Source organism: Bradyrhizobium sp. (assembly GCF_047605465.1).
In the GTDB taxonomy this organism is placed as follows: Bacteria; Pseudomonadota; Alphaproteobacteria; order Rhizobiales; family Xanthobacteraceae; genus Bradyrhizobium.
On record NZ_JASGFS010000009.1, the window covers coordinates 98,523 to 115,819 of the forward strand.

General features: G+C 65.5%; 18 protein-coding genes. 11 read left to right on the forward strand and 7 right to left on the reverse strand.

Annotated elements, in window-relative coordinates; genetic code table 11:
* Positions 1 to 159 precede the first annotated feature (159 nt).
* On the forward strand, positions 160 to 366 hold the full coding sequence (locus QM712_RS11250; protein WP_415023168.1) for a transcriptional regulator: 207 nt from the start codon (positions 160 to 162) through the stop codon (positions 364 to 366).
* 3 nt (positions 367 to 369) lie between these two features.
* Here the strand turns inward: QM712_RS11250 and QM712_RS11255 are convergent, their stop codons facing one another.
* Positions 370 to 1,620, reverse strand: a complete 1,251-nt coding sequence (locus QM712_RS11255; RefSeq protein ID WP_415023169.1) for a class I SAM-dependent methyltransferase — start codon at positions 1,618 to 1,620, stop codon at positions 370 to 372.
* A gap of 279 nt (positions 1,621 to 1,899) precedes the next feature.
* Here QM712_RS11255 and QM712_RS11260 point away from each other — a divergent pair, with 279 nt between their 5' ends.
* Entirely contained in the window at positions 1,900 to 2,859 is a 960-nt protein-coding gene (locus QM712_RS11260) for a hypothetical protein (RefSeq protein ID WP_415023170.1), read from the forward strand.
* 108 nt (positions 2,860 to 2,967) lie between these two features.
* Here the strand turns inward: QM712_RS11260 and rplI are convergent, their stop codons facing one another.
* The 4 genes from rplI to rpsF all read right to left on the reverse strand — a co-directional run bounded on the left by rplI (position 2,968) and on the right by rpsF (position 5,477).
* On the reverse strand, positions 2,968 to 3,573 hold the full coding sequence (gene rplI / locus QM712_RS11265; protein WP_415023171.1) for a 50S ribosomal protein L9: 606 nt from the start codon (positions 3,571 to 3,573) through the stop codon (positions 2,968 to 2,970).
* Between the two features lie 47 nt (positions 3,574 to 3,620).
* Positions 3,621 to 4,598 (reverse strand): hypothetical protein, encoded by a 978-nt coding sequence (locus QM712_RS11270; RefSeq protein WP_415023172.1) that lies wholly within the window; start codon positions 4,596 to 4,598, stop codon positions 3,621 to 3,623.
* A gap of 130 nt (positions 4,599 to 4,728) precedes the next feature.
* Positions 4,729 to 4,968 (reverse strand): 30S ribosomal protein S18, encoded by a 240-nt coding sequence (gene rpsR / locus QM712_RS11275; protein ID WP_007592020.1) that lies wholly within the window; start codon positions 4,966 to 4,968, stop codon positions 4,729 to 4,731.
* Positions 4,969 to 4,973: 5 nt separating this feature from the next.
* Positions 4,974 to 5,477, reverse strand: a complete 504-nt coding sequence (gene rpsF / locus QM712_RS11280; RefSeq protein ID WP_415023173.1) for a 30S ribosomal protein S6 — start codon at positions 5,475 to 5,477, stop codon at positions 4,974 to 4,976.
* Between the two features lie 362 nt (positions 5,478 to 5,839).
* Between rpsF and QM712_RS11285 the strand changes: the two genes are divergently transcribed.
* The 9 genes from QM712_RS11285 to gmk all read left to right on the forward strand — a co-directional run bounded on the left by QM712_RS11285 (position 5,840) and on the right by gmk (position 14,446).
* Positions 5,840 to 6,547 carry a TetR/AcrR family transcriptional regulator C-terminal domain-containing protein gene (locus tag QM712_RS11285; RefSeq protein ID WP_415023174.1) on the forward strand — a complete coding sequence of 236 codons (708 nt, stop codon included), beginning with the start codon at positions 5,840 to 5,842 and terminating at the stop codon, positions 6,545 to 6,547.
* 3 nt (positions 6,548 to 6,550) lie between these two features.
* The gene (locus QM712_RS11290) at positions 6,551 to 7,576 is read left to right on the forward strand and encodes a fatty acid desaturase family protein (RefSeq protein WP_415023175.1); all 1,026 of its coding nucleotides are present in this window, start codon (positions 6,551 to 6,553) and stop codon (positions 7,574 to 7,576) included.
* 171 nt (positions 7,577 to 7,747) lie between these two features.
* A complete protein-coding gene (gene fabD / locus QM712_RS11295; protein WP_415023176.1) occupies positions 7,748 to 8,707 on the forward strand; it encodes an ACP S-malonyltransferase in 960 nt (319 codons plus the stop codon).
* 11 nt (positions 8,708 to 8,718) lie between these two features.
* Positions 8,719 to 9,456, forward strand: coding sequence for a 3-oxoacyl-[acyl-carrier-protein] reductase (gene fabG / locus QM712_RS11300; RefSeq protein WP_415023177.1), 738 nt, complete (start codon positions 8,719 to 8,721; stop codon positions 9,454 to 9,456).
* A 319-nt stretch (positions 9,457 to 9,775) separates the two neighbouring features.
* Positions 9,776 to 10,015, forward strand: coding sequence for an acyl carrier protein (locus tag QM712_RS11305; RefSeq protein WP_008551805.1), 240 nt, complete (start codon positions 9,776 to 9,778; stop codon positions 10,013 to 10,015).
* Between the two features lie 107 nt (positions 10,016 to 10,122).
* The gene (gene fabF / locus QM712_RS11310; protein WP_415023178.1) at positions 10,123 to 11,388 is read left to right on the forward strand and encodes a beta-ketoacyl-ACP synthase II; all 1,266 of its coding nucleotides are present in this window, start codon (positions 10,123 to 10,125) and stop codon (positions 11,386 to 11,388) included.
* Positions 11,389 to 11,507: 119 nt separating this feature from the next.
* Positions 11,508 to 12,779, forward strand: coding sequence for an endolytic transglycosylase MltG (gene mltG / locus QM712_RS11315; protein WP_415023179.1), 1,272 nt, complete (start codon positions 11,508 to 11,510; stop codon positions 12,777 to 12,779).
* Between the two features lie 116 nt (positions 12,780 to 12,895).
* Positions 12,896 to 13,783: a YicC/YloC family endoribonuclease gene (locus tag QM712_RS11320; RefSeq protein ID WP_415023180.1), complete on the forward strand. Its 888-nt coding sequence runs from the start codon at positions 12,896 to 12,898 to the stop codon at positions 13,781 to 13,783.
* A gap of 3 nt (positions 13,784 to 13,786) precedes the next feature.
* A complete protein-coding gene (gmk, locus tag QM712_RS11325; protein ID WP_415023181.1) occupies positions 13,787 to 14,446 on the forward strand; it encodes a guanylate kinase in 660 nt (219 codons plus the stop codon).
* Here the strand turns inward: gmk and QM712_RS11330 are convergent.
* Together QM712_RS11330 and QM712_RS11335 are read right to left on the reverse strand one after the other, a co-directional pair.
* On the reverse strand, positions 14,379 to 15,584 hold the full coding sequence (locus QM712_RS11330; protein WP_415023182.1) for a hypothetical protein: 1,206 nt from the start codon (positions 15,582 to 15,584) through the stop codon (positions 14,379 to 14,381). The two genes, gmk and QM712_RS11330, sit on opposite strands and share 68 nt — an antisense overlap.
* 894 nt (positions 15,585 to 16,478) lie before the next feature.
* Positions 16,479 to 17,264 (reverse strand): IclR family transcriptional regulator C-terminal domain-containing protein, encoded by a 786-nt coding sequence (locus tag QM712_RS11335; RefSeq protein WP_415023183.1) that lies wholly within the window; start codon positions 17,262 to 17,264, stop codon positions 16,479 to 16,481.
* Positions 17,265 to 17,297 lie beyond the last annotated feature (33 nt).

Genomic DNA, 17,297 nt, shown 5'->3' on the forward strand with positions numbered 1-17,297 from the left:
TTGGGTCTCTTTGCTCATGGTGTCGGTCTAGGCCAAGCCCGACCCAGGGAATGTGAAGCAGATCACATCTCCCCGGATTCTTTCGGGGGTAAGACCGGAACGGGCAGGCGGGCTAGGAATTATCTCCCGCGATACGCCACCAGGAAGACGAGGCAGGCAATGCAGCCAGAACGGTATCAGCAGATATCGCGGAACGAGGCGGAAAGCCGGCTTTGGCTGTGCGGGCTCATCGCCGCCATGGAACGCGCTGAGCAGCCCGAAATTCGCCGCCAACCGGTCGCGCCGGAAATCCTGGCGGAACTGAGGGCGCATCTGGTGCTAACGGCTTCTTTCCGGACTCTCCCGATCTCGACCCTGCGTCATTAGGAATTATTCACCAGCCAGCTTCAGCTTGGGCTTGGCGCCGTGTTCGCGAGCCCGCAGCCGGGTTTCCTCCCGCGCGATGTAGTCGCGCGTCATGGGTACTACGCCCTGGCGTTTGGTGAGCTGGATCTGGAAGTTCATCATGTCCTGCTTGCGGAACGTCATCTCGCACGCCGCGAGATAGAATTCCCACATCAGCGCGAAGCGCTCATCGTAGAGCTGCACGGCCTCCTCGCGCCGTGCCATGAAGCGTTCGCGCCACGCCTTGAGGGTCTCGGCGTAGTGCAGGCGCAGGATCTCGATGTCGCAAACGAGGAGGCCGGCGCGCTCGATCGAAGGCAGCACCTCCGACAATGCGGGAATGTAGCCGCCGGGGAAGATGTATTTGGCGATCCAGGGATTGGTCGAGTCCGGGCCCTGCGAGCGGCCGATCGAGTGCAGCAGCATGACGCCGTCTTCGCTCAGAAGCTCCGCGCAGCGCTCGAAATAGGTATCGTAGAACTTCACGCCGACATGTTCGAACATGCCGACCGAGGTGATGCGATCAAACGGCCCGTCGATGTCGCGATAGTCCTGGAGCAGGAATCTGGCGGATGCCGTCAGGCCCTTTTCCGCTGCGCGCGCATTGGCGACCTGCAATTGCTCGGTCGACAGCGTGACGCCGGTGACGTCGGCCCCTGCGATCTCGGCGAGATAGAGCCCGAGCCCGCCCCAGCCGGACCCGATGTCGAGTACGCGCTGGCCGTCGTTGACCACCAGCTTCGCGGCGATGTGCCGTTTCTTGGCGAGTTGCGCGTCGTCGAGCGTGGTCTCCGGCGTCTCGAAATAGGCGCAGCTATATTGCTTGTCCGCATCGAGGAAGAGCGAATAGAGCCGGCCGTCGAGGTCGTAGTGATGCGCGACGTTGCTGCGGGAGCGGGAGCGCGGATTGAACTGCTTGAGGTGCCGCGTCAGGTAGCGCAGGTGCCACCATGGTTTTGCCCAGTGCGGCAATAGGTCGGGTTGATCGAGCAGAATTGCGAGGGCATCAGCTATGGTGCCTCGCTCGACGACGAATTCGCCGTTCATGTAGGCCTCGCCAAGCCCGAGTTCGGGATTGATGAGAACCCTTCGCTGTGCCTCTGCAGTGACGAAGCGAACCGCGACAGGTTCGCCGGAGCCGTCACCGACGGTGAACTTCGTTCCGCCGGCGGTGGTCACGGTCATCGACCCGCGGCGGATGAATTGAGACAAGAACCTGCGTAACAAACGGTCCATCCCCACCTTTCCTTTCGAGCAAACCCGAAAGACGCGACTAACCCGGCCTTCGCATCCCACGCTCCGGGACCGAAGCGGTTCCGATGCGTTTGCATTCAAATTTAGGTGGCGCGTTGCGGCCCCGCTATTGCGCTGTGTTCAAAGCCGATATTCGAAAATCGCGGGATCGCATCCTTGCGTACGAGCCTGCTTCCATTCGCGACACAATCGGCTAAAAGGTGACCGCCGCCGCGCCGGATGCCGGTGCGCGCCTGCAGTTTTTCAATGGAGATGACGGGAATGTCGAGCCGAGCGCTCAGCCTCGCGACGGTATTGCTTCTGATCGGCTTCGGCGCGACCGATGCCGCAAATGCACAGGCGCAGAACCTCGAAGCCGGCAAAACCCCGTCCCAGCTGTTCGCGCAGACCTGCAATGCGTGCCACAAGAGCCCGCGTGGTCTGTTGAAGACGGTTGCGCCGGGATCGCTGCCGGGCTTCCTCCGCCAGCACTACACCACGAGCTCGGACATGGCGGGCGTCCTTGCATCCTATCTCGTGTCCAACGGCGCGACGGACACCCGCTACCAGGCCAAGGACGGGAAGGACGGCAAGGACAAGAAGGAAGGCGCCAAGGAGAAGGACGCCAACACCAATCCAGCGCAGGGCTCCGAACATCAGGGCCGTCGCCAGCGCTCGCAGGAGGCCGCCAGGCCGGAGGGCGAAGGCGCCGCTCCGGGACCCGAAGGCGCACGCCAGAAGCGCCAGGCGCGGCCGAACGAGGAGGGCGCGAGGGAAGGTGAGGCGGCCGCCGGCGAGGGGCGCAAGTCCAAGCGCTTGAGCAAGCGTGGCAAGCCCGAGACCGACGAGGCGCCGAAGGTCGATACAGCCGCTCCGGCGGCCGACGACAAGAAGGCCGAGCCGAAATCCGACAGCGTCAAGGCCGACGAGCCCAGGTCCGAGAGCAGCAAGGCGACCGAAAAGCCGGCCGAGGCGAAGCCTGACAGCGTGAAGGTCGAGCCGAGCGCCGGCGCGGCTCCGGCCGCGCGGCCGGATCCCGTGCCGCCGGTCACGCCGGCCCCGCCTCCCACGGCGAAGCCCGCCGAAGCTCCGGCTGCCAAGCCGGCAGAGTCCACGACGAGCGGTAGCTCCGAGCCGGCAGCCAAGCCGCAAGAGCCGGCGCGGCCTGCGACCGCTGCGGCTCCGACGCCTGCACCGGCCGACGCGTCCGGTGGTCCGCCCGCTCCGCCGATCTCGCGATAGGCAGGCATCCTCGCCTCGACCACGATCCTGAGCGAGGACGTCGCCAAGACAACGAAAAGCCCGGCTGCCTGAGGCAGCCGGGCTTTGTTTTGCGCGTGGACGCGAAGCTTACTTCTCGGTCTCGTCCGCAGCCGGCGCCGGCTCGACGTCGTCGTGCTGGGCTTCCGGATCGAAGAACTCGCCGGCGGCGGCGATCGCCTCGGCGGCCGCATCGCGATCCTCGTTGCGGGTCGAGATATCCTCGCCGCGGTTGATGCGCTCGGCCTCCTCCTGGCTGCGCGCGACCGTCACGGTCACTTCGATCTCGACCTCGGGGTGCACGGCGACGGTGATGCTGTGCTTGCCGATGGTCTTGATCGGCGCATCGAGCTGCACCTGCGGACGGGCGAGCGAAACGCCGTCGGCTTCGAAGGCGGCGACGACGTCGCGCACCGTGACCGAGCCGAAGAGCTGGCCGGCTTCGGAGGCCTGACGGATCACGATGATGTTCTTGCCCTCGATCTTCTCGGCGACCTTGGATGCCTCGCCCTTGGCCTGCAGGTTGCGGGCCTCGAGATCGGCCTTCATGCCGTCGTACCGGGCGCGGTTGTCAGCCGTGGCGCGCAGCGCCTTGCCGCGCTTGAGCAGGAAATTGCGGGCATAGCCGTCGCGAACCTTCACGACTTCGCCCATCTGACCGAGCTTGTTGACGCGTTCCAGCAAAATGACTTCCATATTCGTTCTCCTTTGATGTGCTTTGAGTTTCAGTTTCAGGGTTGGACTTAAGGGGTCGGCAAAGGCGGCGGTTGCCGGTTGCGCAGGAATCGTTCGCGAAAGCCGAACACGGCGTCGGCGAGACCGAGGATCACCATTGCGATCACCGGCCAGCCAAACACGAGGACGACGGCGTAGGTCGAGCCCAGCCAGAAGGTGCGGCTCTTCAGCGCCAGGGTCAGCGTGTGCAGCACGGCGAAACCGGTCAGCGCGTAGGCGATCATCAGCGCCGCCGTCGCGATCTGCGCAAGGATCGCGAGCAGTCCGCCGGTGAAGCAGAAGGCGAGCGCGACGCAAAGCACGGCGAGCGTCATCGACGGCAGTTCGGCCGTCATCAGATCCGGCCACGGGCGCCTCAGCCGGCCCGACGTCGCCGTCACCTTGGCGCTGAGCCAGAGATTGAGGGTGAGCGTCATCATCGAGACGACGGTCGCGGCAGCCGGCGCGATGCGCACCAGCGCGTCGACGAGCTGATCGGCCTCGCCCGAGGCCTGCGGGTCGGTGGCGCGGAGGATGCGCATCAGGCCACGTCGCAACGTGCCGGTGATGGTGTCGGCATCGGTCCCGAGCGTGAGCAGGGCGGCGATCGTGGTCAGTGTGGCGAAGCCGGCGATCCACAGCAGGATGCGGCCGACCGGATACCATTCGATGTCAGGCTCGGCCTGTGCCGCGGCGCCGGCGGCAGGCGAGACGCCGGCCGCGTGCCGGCCGAGCAGGACCAGATGGCCGAGCCACCAGGCCGGCAGCGCGACCGTGACGGCGAAGGCGAGGCAGTAGGGCAGGCCGAACAGGGCGCCGAGGCCGATCGCGGCAGCGATGCCCCCGAGGCTCGCGCAAAGCGGCCCCCAGCCGATCGAGGCCACCATGAGCGGCAGCGGTGCGAGATAGAACAGGACGAGCGAGATCAGCGCGCCCGAAACGATCGAGGCGAACATCAGGGCCGACGCAGCGCCGGCGATCAGGGCTATCAGTCCAAAAGCCATCATCAGCTGTCCCGCTCCCTTCGAGCGGTTAGAGGCATCTCGCCCCAACCATCGGCGACCGGACGACCCGGAAGCCTTATGAAATCAGAAAGTCGCGACCGGCGGCGCAGGCCGCCGGTCGAAAGTGGTCGTCTTAGCGGATGACGTAGGGCAGCAGGCCCAGGAAGCGCGCGCGCTTGATGGCGCGGGCGAGCTCACGCTGCTTCTTCGCGGACACCGCGGTGATGCGGCTCGGCACGATCTTGCCGCGCTCGGAGACGTAGCGCATCAGCAGCTTGGAGTCCTTGTAGTCGATCTTCGGAGCGTTCGCGCCCGTGAAGGGGCAGCTCTTGCGACGACGGAAAAACGGACGGCGTGCACCAGCTTCAGCCATTGATCTTACTCCGCATCCGTCGTGGTTTCAGCTTCTTCGCGCGGACGGCGCGGACCGCGATCGCCGCGGAAGCCACCCTCGCGGTCACCGCCACGGAAACCGCCTTCGCGGTCGCCACGGAAGCCACCTTCACGATCGCCGCGGAATCCGCCGCCACGGTCGTCACGCTCGCGATCGCGATCGCGATCGGCCTTGCGCATCATCGCGGACGGGCCTTCCTCGAGCTCCTCGACGCGGACGCTGAGATAGCGGATCACGTCTTCGCTGATGCGCTCCTGGCGCTCGATCTCGGCGATCGCCGCGGACGGCGCGTCGATGTTGAGCAGCACGAAGTGCGCCTTGCGGTTCTTGTTCATGCGGTAGGTGAGGGAGCGTACGCCCCAGTTCTCGGTCTTGGTGATCTTGCCGCCGAGACCTTCGACGATACCGGTCATCTGCGCAGTCAGCTCTTCGACCTGCTGCGGGCTCGCGTCTTGGCGCGCGAGAAAAACATGCTCGTAAAGAGGCATGGAAGTCCTTTCCTCATGTTGGCGCATCGCCCGGCGTCAAACCCTTAAGAGACCTTCGGAAAGGACTCTGGGATCAAGCTCAGAAGGCGGAAACACGGGACGACGGGCCGACTGGCCCTGCCACAGCAAAATCACGAATGACTTGTTGAGACCGTCCGTTCAGCTCCCGGCCGGGGTCTGCGGATGAGCGCCTTATACGGATTTTGGCCGGCTTGGCAAGGTTGCAGGTCAGGTTTAGCCGCCCGGGCCGTCACGGGGGTGGCGCCGATCCGACCATCAGGCCTTACTGATCGCGGCTCGATCCTGCCGGCTTGATTTATTTGTTTGTATGTCATACAAATAAACCAGGGGAGAGGCCCCCAATGACCAAAAAGCTGGTCCCTGCGCCGTCCGAGGCGACAAATGGCGACCCCAGGCATACCGCCCGCGCCACGCGTTCGGCAGGTCGCAGGATGCGTTCGCAGCTCCTGGATGCGGCGAGCCCGCTGTTCCGGGAGCGGGGACTGTCCGGCGCTTCGATCACCGACATCGCCGCGGCCGCGGATGCGTTTCCGAGTCAGATCACCTACTACTTCCGCACCAAGGAAGCGCTGTTCGTCGAATGCGCTTGCCGCGAGCTCCTGTATCTGGCGCGGGCCACCGAGCAGGCTGCGCTGACGGCGCGGACGCCGCAGGAATATTCCCGTGCCCTGGCCGAGACCGTGACGGCGAGCGATTCGGTTGCCTTCTTCGCGGAGGCGCTGACGCTGACGCGGCGGCGTCAGGACCTCTCGCCCCTGGTCGAGCGTACCGTCGAGCGTCTTCATGCCGAAGGCGCGCGCGCCTATGCGGGCCAGGTCGCACGGCACGGCTGGCGCTCCCTGCGCTCACCCGACGAGAGCTCTCGTCGATTCTGGGCCGTCGCCATCGGCGTCATCCTCGAAGGCTACGCCATGGGGCGTTCGCCGGATGCGCTATGCGCCGAGATGCTGCGCGTGCTCGGCGAGCAGGCGAAATTCACCGGCGATGCCGCGCGCCTGCGGCTCGTCGGCGACCGTGAGCCGTCGACCACCGAAAACGGGGAGGGTTAGGCCATGACCGCACTTCGCATGCGCGCCCGTGATTTCCTGACCGAGGACCAACTCGCCGACGTGCGCCAGCGCGTGACATGGAAAGGCGCCGCGCTGATCGCGCACGCCTGGGCGCTGATCATCGGCGCGATCGTGCTCGTCGCGTGGTGGCCGAACCCGCTCACTTATCTCCTTGCGGTCGCCATCATCGGCTCACGCCAGCTCGGGTTGTCCATTCTCATGCATGACGGTGCCCATGGTTGCCTGTCCGCTGACGAGAAGACCAATCTCGCGCTGAGCCAATGGTTCTGTGCCTATCCGGTCTTCGCGGAGACGCGGAGCTATCGGCGCTATCACCTTCAGCATCATGCGCGCACCCAGCAGGAGGACGATCCCGATCTCGTTTTGTCGGCACCATTCCCGATCACGAAGCTGAGCTACCGCCGCAAGTTCGTCCGCGACATCACTGGACAGACCGGCTACCAGCAGCGCAAGGCGCAATTGCTCAATGCGCTCGGCCCGAAGGACTGGTCGTTGCGGCAGCGGGTGGCGCATTTTTGGGAGAAGCTTGGCCCGCAATGCCTCGTCAACGCCGCGATGTTCGCAATGCTCGCGGCGGCGGGCGTGTGGTGGGCCTATCCGCTGTTATGGTTGGTGCCGCTGCTGACCTGGATGATGGTCATCACACGCATCCGCAACATCGCCGAGCACGCCGTCGTGCCCGACAGCAACGATCCCTTGCGCAACACGCGTACCACGCACGCCAACGTTCTCGAGCGTCTGTTCATCGCGCCGTACTACGTGAACTATCACCTCGAGCATCATCTTCTGTTCTACGTGCCCTGCTACAATCTGCCGAAGGTGCATCGCCTGCTGAGCGAAAGCCGCCATGCCGCGCGCATGGAGGTGCAGTCGGGCTACGCCGCCGTGCTGCGGCTGGCGACGGCACGGCCCGACCAGGACGACCGTCCCGGTCAGTTGGTCAGCAGTGCCCGCCGCGCGCGGGCAGGGGCGGACGTCGACGCCAATCAGACGGCCGGCGGCTTTTGAGGGCCGCATCCCCAATTGAATGCCCGCCCGAACTGCCATCCCTGCTTGACATCGCGGCCTTGGACAGTGTCTACGGCCCCCTTTGGAGCATGATCCGGAACCAATGCTTCGGCCGCACGTCATTGGCTGCCGGTTCCCAAAAAGATCTCGCTCGACAAGCAGGGAGCGCCGATGACGGCAGCATTCACATTTCCTGGGCAGGGTTCCCAGGCGGTCGGCATGGGCAAGGCCCTCGCTGACGCTTTTCCGGCGGCGCGCGCCGTGTTCGACGAGGTCGACGCCGCGCTCGGGGAGAAGCTGACGGCCACGATCTGGGATGGCCCGGCTGAAACCCTCCAGCTCACCGAGAACGCCCAACCGGCGCTGATGGCGGTTTCGGTCGCCACGCTCCGCGTGCTGGAGAGCGAAGCCGGCTTTTCCGTGGGGCGGGACGCCGCTTTCGTCGCGGGTCATTCGCTCGGCGAATATTCGGCACTGGCTGCGGCCGGCAGCCTGACGATCTCCGACACGGCTCGTCTCCTTCGCACCCGCGGTCTTGCGATGCAAAAAGCGGTGCCGGTCGGAGTCGGCGCCATGGCCGCGCTGCTCGGCCTCGATTACGAGGCGGCCATCGAGGTCGCCAACGAGGCGGCCCAGGGCCAGGTTTGTCAGGCCGCCAACGACAATGGCGGCGGGCAGGTGGTCGTCTCCGGCGACAAGGCGGCGGTTGATCGCGCCGTCGAGATCGCCAAGGGCAAGGGCGCCAAGCGCGCGATGCTGCTGCCGGTGTCCGCGCCGTTCCATTGCAAGCTGATGCAGCCGGCCGCGGATGCGATGGCCGAGGCGCTGTCGAAGGTCACCATCAGGGCGCCGGCCGCTCCGCTGGTCTCGAACGTGCTGGCGAGCGCCATCACCGATCCCGACGAGATCCGTCGCCGTCTGGTCGAGCAGGTCACCGGCACGGTGCGCTGGCGCGAGTCGGTGACCTATATGGCCGGGCAGGGCGTCACCCGCTTCTTCGAGATCGGCGCGGGCAAGGTGCTGACGGGTCTCGTCAAGCGCATTGCGGATGGTGCCGTCGGTGTCGCCGTCGGCGGACCAAACGATATTGCCGCTGCCAAGGACGCATTGGCCGCCGCGAAGCAGGCCTAGGGGAGTTATCCATGTTCGATCTGACTGGCAAAAAAGCGCTCGTCACCGGCGCGACCGGCGGCATCGGCGGTGCGATCGCGCAGGCGCTGTATGCGCAGGGCGCCACCGTTGCGATTTCGGGAACCCGCAAGGAAGTGCTGGATGAGCTTGCCGGCAAGCTCGGCGAGCGCACCCACGTGCTGCCCTGCAATCTCTCCAAGGCCGACGAAGTCGAGGCGCTGGTGCCGGCCGCCGAAGCGGCGATGGGCCAGGTCGATATCCTCGTCGCCAACGCCGGCATCACCCGTGACAATCTTTTCGTCCAGCTTCGCGACGAGGATTGGGACGAGGTCATCAACATCAACCTGACCGCGACCTTCCGGCTCACGCGCGCCGCCACCAAGCTGATGATGCGCAAGCGCTTTGGCCGCATCATCGCGATCACCTCGGTGGTCGGTGTGACCGGCAACCCGGGGCAGGGCAACTACACCGCGTCGAAGGCGGGCCTGATCGGCATGATCAAGACGCTAGGCGCCGAATATGCCAAGCGCGGGGTCACCGCGAACTGCATCGCGCCCGGCTTCATCAAGACGCCGATGACGGATGCGCTGAATGACAAGCAGCGCGAAACGATTCTGACCAAGGTTCCGGCAGCCCGACTCGGCACCCCTGAGGACATCGCGGCGGCCGCCGTCTACCTGAGTTCGAACGAGGCAAGCTACGTCACCGGGCAGACGATCCACGTCAACGGCGGCATGGCCATGGTCTGACGCCTTGTCCCGCCGCCATCCACAAGCGGGTGGAGCGGGATGCGGCAAACGGCCATTTCCGGAGCGAAATGAGGCTTGTAGTCAAGGCAGTTGAAGTGTGATAACCGGACCTTCAACGGATGGGCAAAGAACGCCATTGCAGGTTTTTGAAACCCTGTATATTGGCGATGCGGAGCCTTGGCCGTCGTTCGCCGGGCCCTGCATCGGTTAGGATGGGGCCAATCTAAAGTTCGTAGCGATTGCGAAGGCAGTAAACGACCACGACGGCTCGTATCGTCCCGGGGGGTCGGGTCTACAGGGAACAACACGAGGTTAAGCAATGAGTGACATTGGCGAGCGGGTTAAGAAGATCGTGGTCGAACACCTTGGTGTTGAGCCCGAGAAGGTTGTCGACAACGCGAGCTTCATCGACGACCTCGGCGCCGACAGTCTGGACACCGTCGAGCTGGTGATGGCGTTCGAAGAAGAATTCGGTTGCGAGATTCCGGACGACGCCGCGGAGACGATTCTCACCGTCGGCGACGCCACCAAGTTTCTCGAGAAGAACGCGAAGAGCTAAGGCTCTTCATTTCGCGGGGACAACATTGAAACCGGACGGGCCGCTTCACAGCGGTCAGCCGGTTTCTTGTTATCCGCCGTGATTCTTTCGAAGCGGAGTTGTCGGATATGAGGCGGGTCGTCGTCACGGGCCTCGGCATGGTGTCGCCACTCGGCTGTGGCGTCGACGTGACCTGGAAGCGCATTCTCAACGGCGAGAGTGGTGCGCGCAGGATCGAGAGCTTCGATGTCTCCGACCTGCAGACCAAGATCGCCTGCACGGTCGTGCGCGGCGACGGCTCCGACGGCAGCTTCAATCCCGACACGTGGATGGAGCCGAAGGACCAGCGCAAGGTCGACGACTTCATCATTTTCGGCATGGCGGCGGCGGGCCAGGCGCTCGACGATGCCAACTGGCACCCCGAGACCGAAGAAGACAAATGCGCGACCGGAACCATGATCGGGTCCGGCATCGGTGGCCTCAACGGTATCGCCGACACCGCCATTCTCCTGAAGGAACGCGGGCCGCGCCGGGTGTCGCCTTTCTTCATCCCGGGCCGCCTGATCAATCTCGCGTCCGGCTATGTCTCGATCGCCCACGGGCTGAAGGGACCTAATCATTCGGTGGTCACGGCGTGCTCGACCGGCGCGCATGCGGTCGGCGATGCCGCCCGCCTCATTGCGCTCGGCGATGCCGACGTCATGGTCGCCGGTGGCGCGGAATCGCCGATCAGCCGCATCGGCATTGCCGGCTTCAACGCCGCCCGCGCGCTGTCGACGGGCTTCAACGAGACGCCCGAAAAGGCCTCGCGCCCTTACGACAAGGATCGTGACGGCTTCGTGATGGGCGAGGGCGCCGGCGTCCTCGTCCTGGAAGAGCTCGATCATGCCAAGCGCCGCGGCGCGAAGATTTATGCCGAGGTGGTCGGCTACGGCCTGTCGGGCGATGCCTACCACATCACCTCGCCGTCACCCGATGGCGATGGCGGCTTCCGCAGCATGTCGGCAGCCTTGAAGCGCGCCGGCCTCACGGCCTCCGATCTCGACTACATCAACGCGCACGGCACCTCGACGCCGCTCGGTGACGAGATCGAACTCGGCGCGGTGGAGCGTTTGCTCGGCAATGCGGCCTCCAAGGTCGCGATGTCCTCAACGAAATCGTCGACCGGCCATCTGCTCGGCGCGGCCGGCGCCATCGAGGCGATTTTCGCCATTCTCGCGATTCGCGATAATGTCGTGCCGCCGACCATCAATCTGGACAACCCGTCGGTCGAGACCGCGATCGATCTCGTGCCGCACACCGCGAAGAAGCGCGAGGTCAACGTCGCGTTGTCGAATTCTTTTGGTTTTGGCGGTACCAATGCGTCGGTGATCGTCCGTCGCCTGGTCAATTGATTTGGGTCGGGACGAATCCACCGTTTTGCCGTATTCGGCGATAGTCATACCCGTGGGCGCGTGCATCGGCGGGACAAGCGATTGTCCGCGATTGAACCGGCAGGATTCAGGTTGCTTCGATGAGTGAAAGGCCGCCCATTTCGCCCCGGAGTCCGCGGGCTGCGCTGGAGCCCGAGCAGGTCCCGCCGCCGCCGAAGCGGTCGGAGCGGGCACGCAACCCCTTCGTGGTCGTCGGCAACGCCATCATCACGCTTCTGCTGATCGCCATGATCGGCGCCGGCGCCGTCTATTATTACGGCCGCCAGGTGCTTGAGGCTGCCGGCCCTCTCAAGGAAGACAAGGTCGTCAACATCCCGCAGCGCGCGGGCAAGCGCGACATCGCCGAGACGCTGAACCGGGAAGGCGTGACGGACGTCAATCCCTGGGTGTTCATCGCCAGCGTCGCGGCGCTGAAGGCGAGCTCGGACCTGAAGCCGGGTGAATATTCATTCCAGAAGAACGCTTCGCTGCGCGACGTCATCGCTACCATCGTCGAGGGCAAGGTGGTGCAGCACGCCGTCACGATCCCGGAAGGCCTGACCTCCGAGCAGATCGTGGCGCGGCTGTCCGACAACGACATCTTCACCGGCAGCGTGCGCGAACTGCCGCGTGAAGGAACGCTCCTGCCGGAGACCTACAAGTTCCCGCGCGGCACGACGCGCGACCAGGTGGTCCAGCGCATGCAGCAGGCGCACAAGCGCGTGCTGGCCGAAATCTGGGAACGCCGCAGCCAGGACCTTCCGGTCAAAACGCCGGAGCAATTGGTGACGCTCGCCTCCATCGTCGAGAAGGAAACCGGCAAGCCGGACGAGCGCAGCCGGGTCGCGGCCGTTTTCGTCAATCGCCTGAAGCAGAAGATCAAGCTTCAGTCCGATCCCACGATCATCTACGGCCTCGTCGGCGGCAAGGGCACGCTGGGCCGCCCGATCAAGCGCAGCGAAATCACGCAGCCGTCGCCCTACAACACCTATGTGATCGACGGTCTGCCGCCGGGACCGATTTCCAATCCGGGCCGCGCTTCGCTCGAAGCCGCCGCCAATCCCGCCCGCACCCGCGATCTCTATTTCGTCGCCGACGGCACCGGCGGGCACGCCTTCACCGAAACCTACGACGCGCATCAGAAGAACGTCGCCAAGCTGCGCGCGATGGAGAAGCAGATCCAGAACGACACGGTCGAGCCGGCCGAGGATGCGCCGCCGCCGGCCGCGGCTGCGCCCGCCGCCGCGGACACGCCGACCGCGACCACGCCGGCGCGCCCGACCCAGCAGAAGAAGCCGCCCGCTCGGCCCGCAAATCCGGCGCCGGCACGTCAGGGCGCGGTGCAGCCGTCGCCGCCGGTGGTTCAGCGCTAGGCCCCGTGCAGGTCTGCCTGCGGGACTTTGCGGCTTCCACTTTCATGCAAAAAAGTCTTAAGATTCGCGTGCCTTGATGGCCTCGCGAATCTCATTTGTCCGGAGAAGCTTATCCGATGGCGTTGTCGTCCATGACCGGCTTTGCCCGCAGCCACGGCGCTAGCGGGCCATATACGTTCGAATGGGAATTGAAGTCGGTCAACGCCAAGGGTTTTGACCTGCGCGTGCGGCTGCCGCAGGGGTTCGACGAGCTTGAGGCCTATGCCAAGAAGCGTGCCGGCGAGGTCCTGTCGCGCGGCACCGTCTATGCCAATCTCAACGTCAAGCGCACCAACGCCGCCGCCTCCGTGCGGATCAACGAGGATGTGCTCGCCGCCGTGCTGAAGGCGGCCACCTTGATCGCCGGCAAGGTCGATGCGGTGGCCCCGAGCGTGGACGGCCTGCTCGCGATCAAGGGCGTCGTCGAGGTCGCCGAGCCCGAGGGCGACGAGGAGGAGGACAAGGCGGCGCGTGCCGCGGCGGCCGCTGCCTTCGACAAGGCGCTCGCCGATCTCGTCGAGATGCGCAGGCGCGAGGGCAGCTCGCTCGGCCAGATCCTGACCCAGCGGGTAGACGAGATCGAGGTGCTGGCGGGCAAGGCGGAGGCCGCGCCGGGCCGCAAGCCCGAGGCGATCAAGGCGAGGCTCGCCGAGCAGATCGCCGCGCTGCTCGACACCTCCGACCGCTTCGATGCCGATCGCCTTATGCAGGAGGCCATTCTGATCGCGACGCGGGCCGACATCCGCGAGGAACTGGACCGCATCGCCTCCCACGTCGCGCAGGCGCGCGAGCTGATCGGGAAGGGCGGCCCGATCGGGCGCAAGCTCGACTTCCTGGCGCAGGAATTTCACCGCGAGGTCAACACCTGCTGCTCGAAGTCGAACGACATCGAACTGACCAATACCGGGCTCGCCATGAAGAACGTGGTCGAGCAATTCCGCGAGCAGGTCCAGAATCTGGAGTGATCGATGACGACTGCCGGTCACGGAACTGACGGTGTCGAACGGCGCGGATTGATGTTCGTGCTGTCCTCGCCATCGGGCGCGGGCAAGACGACGTTGTCGCGGATGCTGCTCGAGCGGGAGCCCGGACTGAAGATGTCCGTGTCTGCGACCACGCGTCAGATGCGCCCCGGAGAGGTCGAGGGGCGTGACTATTTCTTCGTCGGCAAGCCCAGGTTCGAGACGATGGTAGAGCAGGGCGAACTGCTCGAATGGGCCACCGTGTTCGACAATCTCTACGGGACGCCGCGTGCTCCGGTGGAGGCGGCGCTGTCGGCCGGTCAGGACGTACTGTTCGACATCGACTGGCAGGGCACGCAGCAGCTGCACCAGAAAGCCAGCGTCGACGTGGTTCGTGTCTTCATCCTGCCGCCGTCGGCCGCCGATCTCGAGAAGCGACTGCACTCGCGCGCGCAGGATTCGGACGAGGTGATCCGCAAGCGCATGAGCCGTGCCAGCCACGAGATGAGCCACTGGGCCGAGTACGACTACATCGTCATCAACCACAACGTCGATGAAGCCTTCGCCGAGGTGCAGTCGATCCTGAAGGCCGAGCGCCTCAAGCGCGAGCGGCGGATTGGCCTCGTTGGGTTCGTGCGGAGTCTGCAAGGCCAGCTTCAGGCTTAGGCTGCGCCAATCGCGGCCCTTCCTTCGCCAGCCGTTCCAGTATCGCCGTGATGGCATCGACGTCGACCGTGTCGGCGTCGGCCGGTTCTTCAGCGTCTTCGGCGCTGGTATCGACCGCTGCGAGCCGGGACACCGGTGCTTCGACCTCGATCGCTTCGATCATGTCCTCGTCGAGATGGTCCGGTGCCGCGTCGTCGCGAGCCGGCTGCGCATCGAGATCAGCCTTGACCGCGGTGAGACGCGTCGAGGTGAGACGCGTGGAGGACAGCCGCGCGATGTCGAAATCGACCGGACGCCGCGTTTGCGGGCGCGACGCGGAGGCAAGGGCGCCGTCGAGCCAGGGTGCGCGATTGTTGTCCGAGTTCTGCGGTTCCCGATTGTCCCAGTTCACGCGCCGCGGGCCGTCGTTGGCCTGGACCTGAACGCGGGAGCCCGCGAAGCGGTAGATGATGCTGGCGATGAGGCCGGCGATCGCCAGCGCGCCGACGACCACCAGCAGCAGCATCTGCAGCGATCCCGTGGGTTTGTCGACCGGCGCATCGGCGGCGGCCTGAGCCGGCGGAGCAGGGACGGCCGGGGCCTGTTGAGCGCTCGGCTGGGCGTCGGTGGCCGCCGGAGCCGGAGCAGGGGCCGGCTGCGGTGCGGGCAAAGCAGCGGTCGTCGAGGTATCCGGCCAGCGCGCGCCGAGGTCGGTCTGCTGGGCCTTGCCGTCGCTGGTGCCGGGCGGCTGCTGAGCGGTGGCCGGAGCGGCCGCCGGCGCAGGCGTGGCCATATTGGGCCTGCTCGCTGCGGCGCCGGTTTGCGGCGCGATGTATTCGGCGTGCGCGTTCTGCACCGTCTGCGGTGCTGTCGAATCCGTGTCCGGTGCGGCGGCCGTGGCCTGTGTGCTCTGTGTCGCCTTGGCGCCTTCGGCGCGCAGGTACCAGCATTGCCGCTTGGTCGAGCGTTCAAGACGGTAATACCAATGCTGCCCCTGCGGAGCGATGCCCTTCGGCGAGGCAAGGCAGTCACCGGTGGAATTTGCTGCGGTTGGCGCGGTCGCTGCGGTCGGCGCGTTCTGCGACACGGCTGCCAAGGGTGCGCCCGCGACGATGCTGGCGACAAGTGTGGATATGAATCTCGCCGTTCGGTTGCCCATCCTGGTCTCCCGGTTACGCATTACGCAGCTCAATACCCTCTCTTTCTTGTCAAAGAGTTAGGTGGCAATGAGCCGCAAATCCGGAAAGGATGAGGCTTAAATCGGGCCTGCGCGGCGGCACCCTGCCACCAGATCCCGCTTTTTCGCCTCGCGCCTGCTTGCACCCGGTCCTGGTTCCCGAGTTTCCGCGCCGGCGGATCTGCCTGCGCTCATCGATGCGTGGGGAACACGGTCCCGCGTTCTCGCGACCGTTGGCCCGAGTTCTGCTGTGGCTTTCTTTTGCCCCTGGAGACCAAAGGGCGCAGGAAAGGCCGGGTGCCGGCTGGCACCCGCGACCGTGCGCGAGAGAAATGCACACGGGGGTGATCACAGGTCTCGCCGGTACATCCCGGCCTTTCCTGCGCGGATGGTTTTAACGGTGTCCTTCGTGCTCTCCCCGGGGAGTCGAACCCTATTGCCCCCGTCATCCTGCCGATTGCTGGCGCGGATGCCCGGTTGGACGGCCCGCACCACCACAGGACTTGACGCCGGATTCGGGCGTCAGGACCACACGACTTCTCCGTCCGCGGACGTCCTCGCCGGACTTTCAGGAACTGCCGCGTGCCCGCTCCCGACGTCAGACCAGGCCGCTGTTACGGCGCCGTGTCGTGCCGCGCGGGTGACGAGCTCACGTTTTGCGCCCTGCCGTCACGCCTCGCGCCGACGCTGCCGCGTCCACCGCATTCGGCCCGCGTATCGTGACGATCGCGAAACGCCCCTCTGACGGGCCGAACGTGATGGTGATACTATAAATCCGAAATTCTGAAAAGAAGAATATATCTTGCGCGGTCGCTTGACAGGGTGTTTTGCCCGACGATGCGCGCCGCACCGGCCCGCCGTGTCATCCTCGATCGATCACGCGAGTTTACCGCGCGCCTTGTTCGCGGCCGACCAACGACGTTCGATCTCCTTGACGGCCTGCTTCATGCTGGACAGGTAGCGCCGTGCGGCGGTCTCGGGTGTCATCGACGACGAGAAGAAGATCAGGTTGAGGCTGCCGAGCACGGGGCCGCCCGCCTGGATCGGCAGTGCGATGGCGCTGATGCCGGTCTCGGAGCCGCCAACCGACGATGCGTAGCCGTCCTTCCTCGTCTGCGAAATGATGTCGGCGACGTAGCGGCGGTCGCGCGCCATCGCCGCGTCCTCCTCGACCAGCGCGGCGGTCATCTCGAGCATCTCGCGCCGAAGCGCGGGCGGCGAGGCGGCAAGCACCGCGCGTCCGAGCGCGCTTCGCAACAATGACCGGCGATGGCCCACCATGGATCGATGGACCGAGAACGGACTGAACGGGTGGGTGCTTTCCCGGATCAGCATGGCGCCGAGTTCAAAGACGCCGAAGTCGCTCGGCCAGGAGACCTCATTGAGAAGGCTGAACATCGCGGGCACGGCTGCCTGGCTCGACAGGTCACGCGTCGACACGCCTTCGCTCAGCGTGCGGACGAGCGGCGTCAGGCTGAACAGGGCGTTGGTCTCGTCCAGCGTGACGTAGCCGTCGGCCTGCAACGTCTCGAGCAGGCGATAGCACGTCGTCCGGTTGAGACCGGTACGCTTCGCGAGTTGCACGACGCTCGACGGCCCGCCCGCGCTGAGCTCGCCGATCAGGGTCAAACCACGGGACAGCGACCTGACGTTGCGATGCATGGGTTTCCTGGTGTGTTCGCACTGCGAACATTT